Below are 13,599 nucleotides of genomic sequence, written 5' to 3' on the forward strand. Positions count from 1 at the left end.
GTGAGTGCAACTGCACTCACTGACGTAGGTGGCCGAGCGGCTCGCTGTCGGGCGCCCGGTGGCGCCGCCGCCCCCGGCAGGGCTTGGTCCCGGCCGGGCCTCAGCGCCAGTCGATGACCTGGTCCATCAGCTGCGGGTGCTTCTTCCGGACCCAGTCGGCGTACTCCTGCATGTGGTCGTGCATGAGCCGCTCGGCGGCCTCGGCGTCCCCGTCGGCGATGGCCTGGGCGATGGCGGCGTGCACCTCCAGCACGTGCCTGCGCTCGTCCTTCGGCGAGAGCAGACCGGTGACCTGGTCGCGGAAGATGTCCTCCAGCGAGACGCTGAGCAGGTTGAGCACCGGGTTGCCCGACATCGAGGCCACCCCGCGGTGGAAGTCCGTGGTGGCGTCGTAGTACGTCGCGTCATCCTCGACGCGGGTGCGGTCCGGGTCGGCCAGGGCGCCCACCAGCTCCTGCCCGCGCCGCTCGGCGGCCAGCCGGGCCATCATCGGCTCGAGCACCAGCCGGGCCTCGATGAGCTGCTGGAACGTCATGCCGCCCAGGTGGAAGAAGAGGGTCGACATGCGGCCGTAGTCGCGGGTGCCCACCTCGATCACCATCGGCCCGCCGTTGCGGCCCGGCTTCATGGTGATCAGCCCGTGCACCTCGAGGATCCGCAGCGCCTCGCGCAGCGAGCCGCGGCCGACCCCGTAGTCCTCGAGCATCTGCGCCTCGGAGGACAGCAGCGTGCCGGGCGGGAGCTTGCGCGAGACGATCTCGTGCACGATCTCCTGGGCGAGGGCCTCGGCGACCTTGGCGCCGCGCTTGATCGGCCGCGGGGCCGATCCGTCGGTGCGGGGACGCTGGGCAGGGAGCATGAGCAGAGGGTAGTCGGATGGGGCGGTCTCGACCGCTTTCCGGGGGTCTATCCCTGGATCTGATGAGCAGGGTTCACGCTCCGGGTGATCACCGCCTCCGGGCGGGGAGGACTAAGCGCGCACGTCGGCGGGCAGGAGCACCCGCGTCCCGCCGGGCCCGTCCCCGGCGCCTGGGCCAGCGACCACCCCGAGGAGAGGAGACGAGTCGATGGCGTCCGTCATCCACTACACCATCGCCACCGAGGCCGAGAAGCACGACGACTTCCGCCGGGTCCTGTGGACCGGGAAGAACACCCAGCTGGTCATCATGACCATCCCGCCGGGCGGGGAGATCGGCGCGGAGGTGCACGAGGACATCGACCAGATCCTGACCTTCGTCAGCGGCACCGGTGAGGCGCGGATCTCGGGGAGCAAGAGGGCGGTCGCCCAGGGCGACCTGGTCGTCGTCCCGGCCGGCACCAAGCACAACTTCGTCAACACCGGCCCGAACCCGCTGGTGCTCTACACCGTCTACGGCCCCCCGGAGCACGCCGACGGCGCCGTGCACCGCACCAAGGAGGAGGCCGACGAGGCGGAGGAGTCCGGGAAGGACGAGCCGCCGACGTCCTGACCCGGCGGTGCGGGGGCGGCGGTCAGCCCCCCGGCCCCGCACCACCGGCCCGGGTCGCCCCCACCGGTGGCCGGCCCCGCCACGGCGGGCGCCGGCGGCGGGGCGGCTCCTCGGCCGGGGCGTGCCGGGCGGCCACCGCCGTCCCGACCGCGTAGAGGACGGCGGTCAGCGGCACCGCCACGACCGCCCCGGCCAGCCCGTAGAGCAGGCCGCCGACGGTGAGCGCGTACACCGTCGCCAGCGGGTGCAGGTAGACCGCGCGGCGCATGATGACCGGCTGCAGGAGGTTGCCCTCGACCTGCTGCACGAGCACGACCGCACCCAGGGTCAGCAGGGCGTCGGTGATCCCGCCGGCGGCGAAGGCGACGACCACCGCGGCGATCCCGGCGACGAAGGCGCCGACGATGGGGACGTAGGCGCCGAGGAACGTCAGCAGCGCCAGCGCGAACGGCAGCGGGACGCCGATGAGCACCAGCGCGATCCCGATGCCCACGGCGTCCATCAGCGCCACGAGCGTGATGCCGCGCAGGTAGCCCCCGAGCGTCGCCCAGGCCTGCTGCCCCGCGGCGTCGACACCCTCGCGCTGGGCGGCCGGCACGGCGCGCAGCGAGTGCCGCCACACCCGCTCGCCGTCGTAGACGAGCCAGAACGCGGTGAACAGGGCCAGCACCACCGCGGCCAGCAGGCTGACCACCGTGGTGACCCCGGTGACCAGCGTCCCGCCGCCCAGCGCCCCGCCCTGCCCCGCCGGGCCGGCGTCCCCGCCCGGGGTGAGCTGCCGCAGCAGGCCGTCGACGACGGAGTCGACCTGCTCCTCCGAGAGCCCGACCGTGCCGGTGAGCCAGCGGCGGATCTCGTTGAGCCCCTCGGCGAGGGTCGGCAGCAGGCTCGCCAGCTGCCCGCGGATCCGCTGCTCCAGGAACCACCCGGCACCGCCGAGCAGGAGCACGAAGCCGACGACGACCAGCCAGGTGGCGGCCAGCCGGTTCACCCCCGCCCGGTCGAGGCGGGTGACCACGGGGCGCAGCAGTGCGGTGAGCAGCAGGCCGGCGGCGAAGGTGAGCAGCACCGAGCCCAGCAGCACGGCCAGCTGGAGGGCGAACCAGACGACCAGGCCGACGACGAGCGCCCACAGGCACCACAGGCCGGCGGCCCGGGCGCCCGGGGGCAGCGTGCCGGCCGCCCGGGCCACCGGTGCGGCCGGCGGTGCCGCCGGTGCGGCGGCCGCCGGCTGCCCGTCCCCGGCCGACCGCTCCCCCGCCGTGCCCTCCCCCGCCGTCCCCTCCCGCGTCACTGCCCGTCTCCTCCCGGCACGCGGCCGCCCCGTCCGGGCACGGCCCCCGGTCCCCCGGTGCCCGCGCAGCCGCCCGGCACCCGCGCGGTCGCCGGTCCGACACCACTCCGTCATGGACGGGCGCGGGCGAGAGCCGCCGGGTCAGGCCGGGACGTCGGCGGCGCCCAGCACCTCGAGCACCTGCCGGCGGACCTCGAGGTCCTCCCGGGCGGTGACCACGACGGTGCGGGCCGCGGCACCCGGGGCGCTGACGTCGGCGTCCCCGGTCGCCTGCCGGTTGGCCGCCCCGTCCAGCGCCAGCCCCAGGTGCGGCAGCCGGGCGGCGAGGTCGGCCCGGACCTGCCAGGCGCGCTCCCCGACCCCGCCGGTCAGCACCAGCAGGTCGAGCCCGCCGGTGGCCGCGGTCATCGCCGCCACCTCGCGGGCCAGCCGGTGCAGGTAGACGTCGTAGGCCAGCGCGCAGTCGGGGTCCCCGGCCTCCCGGCCGGCCAGCACGTCCCGCAGGTCGCCGGAGGTGCCCGACAGGCCCTTGAGCCCGGCGTGGCGCTCGAGGACGTCGGCCACCTCCGCCCGGGGCTCACCGCCGTGCTCCAGCAGCCACAGCAGCAGGCCCGGGTCGACCGTGCCCGGCCGGGTGTTCATGACCAGGCCGGCCAGCGGGGTGAAGCCCATCGTGGTGTCCACCGAGACCCCGCCGACGACGGCGGCGAGCGACGCGCCCGCCCCCAGGTGGGCCGAGACGACGCGCAGCCGGGCCGGGTCGGCTCCCACCAGCTCGGCGCCGCGGCGCACCGCGTGGGCGTGCGAGAGCCCGTGGAAGCCGTAGCGGCGCAGGTCGAAGCGGCGGTTCCACTCCCGGGGCAGCGCGTAGGTGCGGGCGGCCGGCGGCAGCGTGGTGTGGAAGGTGGTGTCGAAGCAGGCCACCGCAGGGACGCCGGGCAGCAGCTCCTCGACCGCGCGGATGCCGGCCAGCGCCCGCGGGTTGTGCAGCGGCGCCAGGTGGCTGGTCGCGTACAGCCCGGCGACGAGCACCGGGTCGACCAGCGCCGGCCCGGTGTGGCGCGGTCCGCCGTGCACCACCCGGTGCCCGACGGCGTCGACCGGGCCGCAGCCGGCCAGGAACTCCTCCAGCGGCCGGAGGTGCCCCTCCCCCTGCCAGCGCTCCACCGTCCCGGCCGCCGTGACGGTGCCCTCGCCGTCGAGCCGGGTGAGCTTCAGGCTGCTGGACCCGGCGTTGACGACGAGCAGCCTCACGGCTCGGGCTCCTGCAGCGGGCCACCGCCGGAGGTGGTCGGGCCGGCCGCGCCGCTCCACCGCCAGTCGCGGATCCCGGGCATGTCCTCGCCGTGGGTGCGGATGTACTGCCGGTGCTCGATGAGCTGGTCGGTGAGCGCCTCGCGGGCGTGCGCGGAGACGTCGCGCAGCCGGGGGATGCGGTCGATGGCGCTGATGGCCAGGTTGAACCGGTCGATCCGGTTCATGACGCACATGTCGAACGGGGTGGTCGTCGTCCCCTCCTCGACGTAGCCGCGCACGTGCAGGTTCTCGTGGTTGGCCCGCCGGTAGGTGAGCCGGTGGATCAGCCACGGGTAGCCGTGGTAGGCGAACACGATCGGCCGGTCGACGGTGAACAGCGCGTCGAAGGCGGCGTCGGACAGGCCGTGCGGGTGCTCCCGCTCGTCCTGCAGGCGCATGAGGTCGACGACGTTGACCACCCGCACCCGCAGGTCCGGGAACCAGGCGCGCAGGATCTCCACCGCCGCCAGGGTCTCCATCGTGGGGACGTCGCCGGCGCAGGCCATGACCACGTCGGGTCGGGTCCCGGCGTCGCTGCTGGCCCAGTCCCAGATGCCGATGCCCTTGGTGCAGTGCACGATCGCCTGCTGCATGTCCAGGTACTGCAGGGCCCGCTGCTTGCCCGCCACGACCACGTTGACGTACTGCCGGGTGCGCAGGCAGTGGTCGGCCACCGACAGCAGGGTGTTGGCGTCCGGGGGGAGGTAGACCCGGATGACGTCGGCCTTCTTGTTGACCACGTGGTCGATGAAGCCCGGGTCCTGGTGGGAGAACCCGTTGTGGTCCTGCCGCCACACGTGCGAGGTCAGCAGGTAGTTCAGCGACGCGATCGGCCGCCGCCACGGGATGCCGTTGGTCGTCTTCAGCCACTTGGCGTGCTGGTTGACCATCGAGTCGACGATGTGGATGAACGCCTCGTAGCACGAGAAGAACCCGTGCCGGCCGGTGAGCAGGTAGCCCTCCAGCCAGCCCTGGCAGGTGTGCTCGGAGAGGATCTCCATGACCCGCCCGTCCGGGGCCAGGGAGTCGTCGTCCGGGCGGCGCTCGGCCACCCAGGCCCGGTCCGTGGCCTCGAGGACGGCGCCGAGCCGGTTGGAGTTGTTCTCGTCGGGCGCGAACACGCGGAAGTTGCCGCCGTTGCGCCGCACCACGTCGCGCAGGAAGGTGCCCAGCACGCGGGTGGCCTCCACCGCGCCGGTGCCCGGCTCCGGCACCGGGACGGCGTAGGCGCGGAAGTCCGGCAGCCGCAGGTCGACCAGGAGCTTCCCGCCGTTGGCGTGCAGGTTGGCGCTCATCCGCCGCTCCCCGGCCGGGTGCAGGTCCCGGACCAGGGGCACGGGCGCACCGGCCTCGTCGAAGAGCTCCTCGGGCCGGTAGCTGCGCAGCCACTCCTCGAGCACCGCCCGGTGGGCGTCGTCCTCGCGCGCGTTGGCGAACGGGACCTGGTGGGACCGCCACGACCCCTCGACCCGGTGCCCGTCGACCTCCGCGGGCCCCGTCCACCCCTTGGGGGAGCGCAGCACGATCATCGGCCACCGGGGCCGCGTTCCGTCGCCGTCCCGCCGGGCCCGCCGCTGGACGGCGGCGATCTCGTCGAGGCAGGCGTCGAGCGCGGCGGCGAACTCCTGGTGCATCCGGGCGGGGTCGTCCCCGGCCACCAGGTACGGGGTGTGGCCGTAGCCGCGCATCAGCTCCAGCAGCTCGTCGTCGCCGATGCGGGCCAGCACGGTGGGGTTGGCGATCTTGTAGCCGTTGAGGTGCAGGACCGGCAGGACGGCGCCGTCCCGGCGGGGGTCGAGGAACTTGTTCGAGTGCCAGCTCGCCGCCAGCGGCCCGGTCTCGGCCTCGCCGTCCCCGACGACCGCGGCGACGACCAGGTCGGGGTTGTCGAACGCCGCGCCGTAGGCGTGCGAGAGCGCGTAGCCGAGCTCGCCGCCCTCGTGGATGGAGCCCGGGGTCTCCGGCGCCACGTGGCTGGGGATGCCGCCCGGGAAGGAGAACTGGGTGAACAGCCGGTCCAGGCCCTCGGCGTCCTGCGAGACGTCGGGGTAGACCTCGCTGTAGGTGCCCTCCAGCCAGGCGGCCGCCACCGGCCCCGGCCCGCCGTGCCCGGGGCCCATCACGTAGACCATGTCCAGGTCGCGGGCGGTGATGGCCCGGTTGAGGTGCGCGTAGACGAAGTTCAGCCCCGGCGTGGTGCCCCAGTGCCCGAGCAGCCGCGGCTTGACGTGCTCCGGGCGCAGCGGCTCGCGCAGCAGCGGGTTGCCCATGAGGTAGATCTGGCCCACCGAGAGGTAGTTGGCCGCCCGCCACCAGGCGTGGACGGCGTGCAGCTCCTCCCCGGACAGCGGGCCGCCGCCCGCCTCCACGACCGCGGCCTCCACCTGCACGTCCATGCCTGCACTCCCGGGGTCGTCGGCGCCGCTCGGCGGGGCGCGGCCCTGCCGGCCCCGGTCCACCGTGCCCGGTCGGGCGGCCGGGAGCCAGCGGGCCGGGCGTCCCGAGGGCCCGGGTCCTAGGTCACTGTCCGGCCGGTTGCCGGGCTGCGGAGGCTCGGTCCATGACGTTGCCCGCCGAGGACGTCCGTGCCGCGGTCGGCTCCGCGCACCACGAGCTGCCCGCCCACGAGGTCCTCCTGCTCCTGGAGACCCACCCCGAGCGGGGGCTGTCGACCGAGGAGGCCCGCAGGCGCCGCGAGGTGGTGGGACGCAACACGCTGCCGCGGATCGGCCGCCGCGGCCCCTGGCTGCGATTCCTCCTGCAGTTCCACCACCCGCTGATCTACGTGCTGCTCGCCGCGGCCGCGGCCACGCTCGCGCTCGGCGACGTCGTGGACTCCGGCGTGATCCTCGCCGTCGTGCTGGTCAACGCCGTCATCGGCTTCGTGCAGGAGTCCCGCGCCGAGCGGGCCCTGGACGCCCTCATGGCGATGGTGCGCACCGAGACGACGGTCCTGCGCGACGGCCGGCGGCACCGCATCTCCTCCGACGACCTGGTCCCGGGCGACGTGGTGGTGGTGGAGGCCGGGGACAAGGTGCCGGCCGACCTGCGACTGGTGACGGTGCACGAGCTGGAGATCGACGAGTCCGCGCTCACGGGCGAGTCGCTCGCGGTGGCCAAGTCCCCGGTCGAGCTCCCGGCAGGGACGGTGTTGGGCGACCGAGCCAACATGGCGTGGTCCGGCAGCCTGGCCACCCGCGGCCGGGGCCGCGGGGTGGTGGTGGCCACCGGCGGGGACACCGAGATGGGCCACATCAACCGCCTGGTCGGCGAGGCCCACGTCCTGGAGACCCCGCTCACCCGCAAGATCGGCCGCTTCAGCCGCGTGCTCACCGTCGTGGTCCTGGGGCTCGCCGCGGTCACGTTCCTCCTCGGCACGGTGCGCGGGGAGCCACCGGCCGACATGCTCACCGCGGCGGTGGCGCTGGCCGTCGGGGCGATCCCCGAGGGGCTCCCGGCCGTCGTCACCATCACCCTGGCGATCGGCGTGGCGCGCATGGCGCGCCGCCGGGCGATCATCCGCCGGCTGCCCGCGGTCGAGACGCTGGGCAGCACGACGGTGATCTGCACGGACAAGACCGGCACGCTGACCGCCAACGCCATGACCGTCACCGCGGTCGTGGCCGGCGGCCGGGCCTACGCGCTCACCGGCACCGGGTACGGGGCCGAGGGCAGGGTGCTGCTCGGCGGGGAGCCGGCCGACCCGGCCACCGACGCCGCGCTGCGCGAGTGCCTGGTCGCCGGCGCGCTGTGCAACGACAGCCGGCTGACCGACCGGGAGGGCACCCGGGAGGTGGTCGGCGACCCCACCGAGGCCGGGCTGCTGGTCTCGGCGGAGAAGGCGGGCCTGGACCCGGCCGCGCTGCGGGCCGCGCTGCCCCGCGTCGACGCGATCCCCTTCGACTCCGACCGGCGCTGGATGGCGACCCTGCACGCGGACGGGAACGGCCGGGTCGTCGCCTACGTCAAGGGTGCCGTGGAGCGGCTGCTCGACATGGCCGTCGACGAGCTGCGCGCGGACGGTTCCACGGGACCGGTGGACGTCGACGCCGTGCACCGCGTGACCGGCCAGCTGAGCGGGCGGGCGCTGCGGGTGCTGGCCATGGGGCGGGTGGAGCTGCCCCCCGGCACGACCGGGCTGCCCGCGGAGCTGCTCGCCGGCCGGGTCACCCTGCTCGGCGTCCAGGGCATGCTCGACCCGCCGCGCCCGGAAGCCCTCACCGCGGTGGCCGCCTGCCGGGAGGCCGGCATCCACGTCGTGATGATCACCGGCGACCACGCCGGCACCGCCCGGGCCGTCGCCGGGCAGTTCGGCCTCGGGGACGGCGGGGCGGGCGGGGAGGTCCCGGTGGTGACCGGCGCCGAGCTGGCCGACCTGCCGGCCGCCGAGCTGCCCGAGGTCGCGCGCCGGACGGCGGTCTTCGCCCGGGTCGACCCCGAGCAGAAGCTGCGGCTGGTGGAGACGCTGCAGGAGCAGGACCACGTGGTCGCGATGACCGGCGACGGGGTGAACGACGCCCCGCCCTGCGCCGGGCCGACATCGGGGTGGCCATGGGCCGGGGCGGCACCGAGGTGGCCAAGGAGGCCGCCGACATGGTCCTCACCGACGACGACTTCGCCACCATCGAGGCCGCCGTCGAGGAGGGGCGGGGCGTCTTCGACAACCTCCGCAAGTTCATCACCTTCATGCTGCCGACCAGCTTCGGGCAGGGCCTGGTCATCCTCGTCGCGGTGGTCCTGGCCGCGACGCTGCCGGTGCTGCCGGCGCAGGTCCTCTGGGTGAACATGACCACCGCCGTCGCCCTGGGCATCGTGCTGGCCTTCGAGCCGCTCGAGGAGGGGATCATGCGGCGGCCCCCGTGCCGCCGTCCCGGCCGCTGCTGACCGGGGAGCTGGCCGCGCGCATCGTGCTGGTCTCGGCGCTCATGGTGGTCGGCGCCTTCGGCCTGTTCGAGTGGGCGCTGGCCCGGGGCGAACCGCTCCCGGTCGCGCGCACGGTGGCGGTCGACGTGTTCGTCGTCGTCCAGGTCGCCTACCTGCTCAGCTGCCGGTCGCTGGAGCGCTCGGTGCTCGCCGTCGGCCTGCTGAGCAACCGGTGGCTGCTGGTCGGGGTGGCCGCCATGCTGGCCCTGCAGCTGCTGTTCACCTACGCCCCGTGGATGAACACCCTGTTCGACAGCGCGCCGGTCGACCCGGTGTGGTGGCTGTGGGTGACCGGCGTGGGCGTCGTCGTCCACCTGGTCGTCGAGGCGGAGAAGGCGCTGCGCCGGTCGCGGCGCCGCCGGTCCGCTGGACCCTGAGCGGACCCGGCAGCACACTCGCAGGCGCCGAACCCGGCCCGTCAGCGCCGACCGAGAGGGTTGCCCCACGATGCCGTCCAGCACGATGCCCACCGACCACGTCCCCGCCTCCCCGGAGAGCGTGTTCACCTACGGCGCGCCGCAGCTGAAGTTCGGCCCCGGCGCCTCGGACGAGATCGGGTACGACCTCAGCCAGACGGGGGCGAGGCGGGTCCTCGTCGTCACCGATCCCGGCGTGGCCGCCACCGGCCACCCGCAGCGGGTGGCCGACCAGATGGAGCGCTTCGGCATCGAGGCCGTGGTGTACGACCGGGCGCGCGTCGAGCCGACCGACGAGAGCCTGCAGGAGGCCGTCGCGTGGGCCCGCGAGCACGGGCCGTGGGACGCCTTCGTCGCCGTCGGCGGCGGGTCGAGCATCGACACCGCGAAGGCCGTCGACCTGCTCACCAGCAACCCCGGCGAGCTCATGGACTACGTCAACGCCCCGGTCGGCGGGGGCCGCGCGCCGGTCAACCCGCTGGCCCCGCTGGTCGCCGTCCCCACGACCACGGGCACCGGCGCGGAGAGCACCACGATCTGCGTGCTCGACGTGCTCTCCCTCAAGGTCAAGACCGGCATCAGCCACGCCCGCCTGCGGCCCGCGCTGGCGGTCGTGGACCCCGCGCTCACCCGCAGCCAGCCGGCCGGGGTGACCGCCGCCTCCGGCATGGACATCCTCTGCCACGCCCTGGAGAGCTACACCGCCCGGCCCTACACCACCTACGAGCGCAAGCAGCCCGAGCAGCGGGTGCCCTACTGCGGGGCCAACCCGATCGCCGACATGTGGGCGGAGAAGGCGATGTCCCTGCTGGCCGGCTCGTTCCGGCAGGCCGTGCGGCACGGCGAGGACGAGGCCGCGCGGGCCGACATGGCGATGGCCGCCACCTTCGCCGGGATGGGCTTCGGCAACGCCGGGGTGCACATTCCGCACGCCAACGCCTACCCCGTCGCCGGGCGGGTGAAGGACTTCCACCCCAAGGACTACCCCGCCGACGAGCCGATGGTGCCGCACGGCATGTCCGTCGCCCTGACCGCGCCGGAGGCCTTCCGGTTCACCTTCGACGCCGACCCGGAGCGGCACCTGCGGGCCGCCCGCCTGCTCGACCCGGCCGCCGAGCAGACCGACGACCCGCGCGAGTTCCTGCCCGCCGTGCTCACCGCGCTGATGCGCGACATCGACATCCCGGCCGGGCTGGGCGCGGTGGGCTACGACGAGGGCGACGTCCCCGACCTGGTCGAGGGGGCGATGAAGCAGCAGCGGCTGCTGGCCACCGCCCCCCGGGACGTCACCGCGGACGACGTCGCCGGGATCCTGCGCCGGTCGATGCAGCTCTGGTGAGGGTCCGGTCCCGGGTCCCGCGCGGCCGGGGGTGAGACTGGCGGGGTGACCGCGACCGACGCCGACCTGCTCGCCGCGCTGGACCGGGCGGGGGTGGCCGACGCCGATGCCTCCGGCCTGGCCCGGGCGCTCTACTCCTCCGACGGCTCGCTGTACCGGGTGCTGCCCCGCGCGGTGGTCCGCCCCCGGCACGCCGACGAGATCGACGCGACCCTCGCGGTGTGCCGGGAGCTCGGCGTCCCCCTCACCGCCCGGGGCGCCGGCACCTCCATCGCCGGCAACGCGGTGGGCCCCGGGGTCGTGCTCGACACCAGCCGGTACCTCGCCCGCGTGCACGGCATCGACGCGGAGGCCCGGACCGCGACCGTCGACCCGGGCGTGGTGCAGGCGGCGCTGCAGGCGGCGGCCCGCCCGCACGGGCTGCGCTTCGGCCCCGACCCGAGCACCGCCAACCGGTGCACCGTCGGCGGGATGATCGGCAACAACGCCTGCGGCTCGCGGGCGCTGGGCTACGGCCGGACGTCGGACAACGTGGTGGGCCTCGACGTCGTCACCGGCACCGGGGAGGGGCTGGTCCTCGACGGCGGGCCCGCCGGCGGGGACGGCGTGGCCGGCCGGCTGCGGCGGCTGGTCGACGGCGACCTGGCCCTCGTCCGCACCGAGCTGGGCCGCTTCGGCCGGCAGGTCTCCGGCTACGGCCTGGAGCACCTGCTGCCCGAGCGCGGGGCCGACCTCGCCCGCGCCCTGGTGGGCAGCGAGGGGACGCTGGCGCTGGTGCGGCGGGCCACCGTCCGGCTGGTCGCCGACGCGCCGTTCCGGGGGCTGGTCGTGCTCGGCTACCCGACGATGGCCGACGCCGCCGACGCCACGCCGGCGCTGCTGCGGCACGAGCCCACGGCCGTGGAGGGGCTCGACCAGCGGATCGTGCAGCGGCTGCGCGACGTCCCGGCGGCCGTGGTGCCCGAGCTGCCCCGCGGCGGGGGGTGGCTGGTCGTCGAGGTCACCGGGGGGACCGCCGCCGAGGTCGAGGACCGCGCCCGCCGGGTGCTGGCCGACGCGGCCGCGCTCGACTCCCTCGTGGTGACCGACCCGGCCGAGGCGGCGGCGATCTGGCGGATCCGCGAGGACGGCGCCGGGCTGGCCGCCCGCACGCCCGACGGGCGCCCGGCGCACGCCGGGTGGGAGGACGCCGCCGTGCCGGTCGAGGGGCTCGGGGACTACCTGCGCGGGTTCGAGGCGCTGCTCGACGAGCACGGCCTGCAGGGCGTCCCCTACGGCCACTTCGGGGACGGCTGCGTGCACGTCCGCATCGACTTCCCCCTCGGCGCGGGCCCCGACCGCGGCCGCGGCGCCTACCGGGCCTTCGTCACCGACGCCGCCGCGCTGGTCGCCCGGCACGGCGGGTCCATGTCCGGGGAGCACGGGGACGGCCGGGCCCGCAGCGAGCTGCTCGGCCACATGTACTCCCCCGCGGCGCTGGACCTCTTCGCCCGCGTCAAGGGGCTGTTCGACCCCGACGACGTGCTCAACCCGGGGGTGCTGGTCCGGCCCGCCCCGGTGGACGCCGACATCCGGGTGGCCGACGCCCCCCGCCGCAGCGCCGGCCTGGCCTTCGCCTACCGGCACGACGGCGGCGACCTCTCCACCGCGCTGCACCGCTGCACCGGGGTCGGGAAGTGCCGGGCCGACCTGCCCGCGGCCGGCGGGGTCATGTGCCCGTCGTGGCCGGCCACCCGGGAGGAGAAGGACACCACCCGCGGCCGGGCCCGGGTGCTGCAGGAGATGCTCGCCCCCGGCGGCCCGGTGCGCGACTGGCGCTCCCCCGAGGTGCACGCGGCGCTGGACCTGTGCCTGTCCTGCAAGGGCTGCTCCCGGGACTGCCCGACCGGCGTGGACATGGCGACGTACAAGGCCGAGGTCCTGCACCAGGCCTACCGGCGGCGGCTGCGCCCGCGCGCGCACTACACGCTGGGCCGGCTGCCCCGCTGGGCCGACCTCGCTGCGCGGGCGCCCCGGCTGGTCAACGCGGTGATGGCCTCCCGGCTCGGCGGCCGGTTGGCCAGGTGGGGGGCGGGCGTGGACCAGCGCCGCGACCTGCCCGCCTTCGCCGGCCGGACCTTCCGCGCCCGGTGGGCCGACCGCGGCCCGGGGCCCGCGACCGGGGCCCCGGTGGCGCTGTGGGTGGACTCCTTCACCGACCACTTCGCCCCGGAGGTGGCCGAGGCCGCCGTCACCGTGCTGGAGCGGGCCGGCTACCGGGTGCAGGTGCCGCCGGCCGACACCTGCTGCGGGCTGACCTGGATCACCACCGGGCAGCTCGACGCCGCCCGCCGCACGCTGACCCGCACCGTGGAGCTGCTCGGCCCCCTGGCCGCGGCCGGGGTGCCGGTGGTCGGCCTGGAGCCCTCCTGCACCGCGGTGCTGCGGCACGAGGCCCGCGAGCTCGTCGGCGGGGAGGCCGCCGAGGCGGTCGCGCGCGCCACCCGGACGCTGGCCGAGCTGCTGCGCGACAACCCGGGCTGGACACCGCCGTCCCTCGCCGGGCTGGAGGTGGTGGCCCAGCCGCACTGCCACCACCACGCCGTGCTGGGCTGGGCGGCCGACGAGCGGCTGCTGCGCGACGCCGGCGCCGCGCTGCGCCGGGTGGGCGGCTGCTGCGGGCTGGCGGGGAACTGGGGGGTCGAGCGGGGCCACCACGACGTGTCGGTCGCCATCGCCGGCCAGCAGCTGCTGCCCGCCGTCGCCGAGGCCGGCCCGGACGCCGTCGTCCTGGCCGACGGGTTCTCCTGCCGTACCCAGCTCGACCAGCTGGCCGGCCGCACCTCCCTGCACCTCGCCCAGCTGCTCGCCGGCCGGGCCTGA

Annotated in this window: 8 protein-coding genes and 1 pseudogene; 5 read left to right on the plus strand and 4 right to left on the minus strand. The window is 75.7% G+C overall.

Going from position 1 to position 13,599, the window contains the following annotated elements; all coding sequences use genetic code 11:
- Positions 1-100: 100 nt before the first annotated feature.
- Positions 101-859, minus strand: a complete 759-nt coding sequence (locus tag D0Z06_RS20715) for a FadR/GntR family transcriptional regulator (RefSeq protein ID WP_117379446.1) — start codon at positions 857-859, stop codon at positions 101-103.
- A gap of 208 nt (positions 860-1,067) precedes the next feature.
- On the opposite strand from D0Z06_RS20715, the gene D0Z06_RS20720 reads away from it, so the two are divergent.
- Positions 1,068-1,469: a cupin domain-containing protein gene (locus tag D0Z06_RS20720; RefSeq protein ID WP_117379447.1), complete on the plus strand. Its 402-nt coding sequence runs from the start codon at positions 1,068-1,070 to the stop codon at positions 1,467-1,469.
- A 22-nt stretch (positions 1,470-1,491) separates the two neighbouring features.
- Here D0Z06_RS20720 and D0Z06_RS20725 read toward each other — a convergent pair whose 3' ends face one another.
- The 3 genes from D0Z06_RS20725 to D0Z06_RS20740 all read right to left on the minus strand — a co-directional run bounded on the left by D0Z06_RS20725 (position 1,492) and on the right by D0Z06_RS20740 (position 6,455).
- Entirely contained in the window at positions 1,492-2,763 is a 1,272-nt protein-coding gene (locus D0Z06_RS20725) for an AI-2E family transporter (RefSeq protein WP_117379448.1), read from the minus strand.
- A 141-nt stretch (positions 2,764-2,904) separates the two neighbouring features.
- Entirely contained in the window at positions 2,905-4,017 is a 1,113-nt protein-coding gene (locus D0Z06_RS20735; RefSeq protein WP_117379485.1) for an acetate/propionate family kinase, read from the minus strand.
- Positions 4,014-6,455 carry a phosphoketolase family protein gene (locus tag D0Z06_RS20740; protein WP_117379450.1) on the minus strand — a complete coding sequence of 814 codons (2,442 nt, stop codon included), beginning with the start codon at positions 6,453-6,455 and terminating at the stop codon, positions 4,014-4,016. The genes D0Z06_RS20735 and D0Z06_RS20740 overlap by 4 nt, the downstream gene beginning before the upstream one ends.
- 164 nt (positions 6,456-6,619) lie before the next feature.
- Here D0Z06_RS20740 and D0Z06_RS20745 point away from each other — a divergent pair, with 164 nt between their 5' ends.
- The 4 genes and pseudogenes from D0Z06_RS20745 (at position 6,620) to D0Z06_RS20755 (ending at position 13,599) form a co-directional block, all read left to right on the plus strand.
- Positions 6,620-8,842, plus strand: a complete 2,223-nt coding sequence (locus D0Z06_RS20745) for a cation-translocating P-type ATPase (protein WP_199522451.1) — start codon at positions 6,620-6,622, stop codon at positions 8,840-8,842.
- A 2-nt stretch (positions 8,843-8,844) separates the two neighbouring features.
- Positions 8,845-9,359, plus strand: a pseudogene (locus D0Z06_RS25935) (cation transporting ATPase C-terminal domain-containing protein).
- 85 nt (positions 9,360-9,444) lie between these two features.
- On the plus strand, positions 9,445-10,737 hold the full coding sequence (locus D0Z06_RS20750) for a hydroxyacid-oxoacid transhydrogenase (RefSeq protein ID WP_117379451.1): 1,293 nt from the start codon (positions 9,445-9,447) through the stop codon (positions 10,735-10,737).
- A gap of 45 nt (positions 10,738-10,782) precedes the next feature.
- The gene (locus D0Z06_RS20755; RefSeq protein WP_117379452.1) at positions 10,783-13,599 is read left to right on the plus strand and encodes an FAD-binding and (Fe-S)-binding domain-containing protein; all 2,817 of its coding nucleotides are present in this window, start codon (positions 10,783-10,785) and stop codon (positions 13,597-13,599) included.

The sequence above is a fragment of the Geodermatophilus marinus genome (genome assembly GCF_003428645.1).
Classification (GTDB): domain Bacteria; phylum Actinomycetota; class Actinomycetes; order Mycobacteriales; family Geodermatophilaceae; genus Geodermatophilus.

What these genes read in the sequence shown, in the direction of transcription:
- D0Z06_RS20715 (WP_117379446.1), bottom strand. Translation starts at nt 859, where the DNA reads ATGCTCCCTGCCCAGCGTCCCCGCACCGACGGATCGGCCCCGCGGCCG.
- D0Z06_RS20720 (WP_117379447.1), top strand. Translation starts at nt 1,068, where the DNA reads ATGGCGTCCGTCATCCACTACACCATCGCCACCGAGGCCGAGAAGCAC.
- D0Z06_RS20740 (WP_117379450.1), bottom strand. Translation starts at nt 6,455, where the DNA reads ATGGACGTGCAGGTGGAGGCCGCGGTCGTGGAGGCGGGCGGCGGCCCG.
- D0Z06_RS20745 (WP_199522451.1), top strand. Translation starts at nt 6,620, where the DNA reads ATGACGTTGCCCGCCGAGGACGTCCGTGCCGCGGTCGGCTCCGCGCAC.
- D0Z06_RS20750 (WP_117379451.1), top strand. Translation starts at nt 9,445, where the DNA reads ATGCCCACCGACCACGTCCCCGCCTCCCCGGAGAGCGTGTTCACCTAC.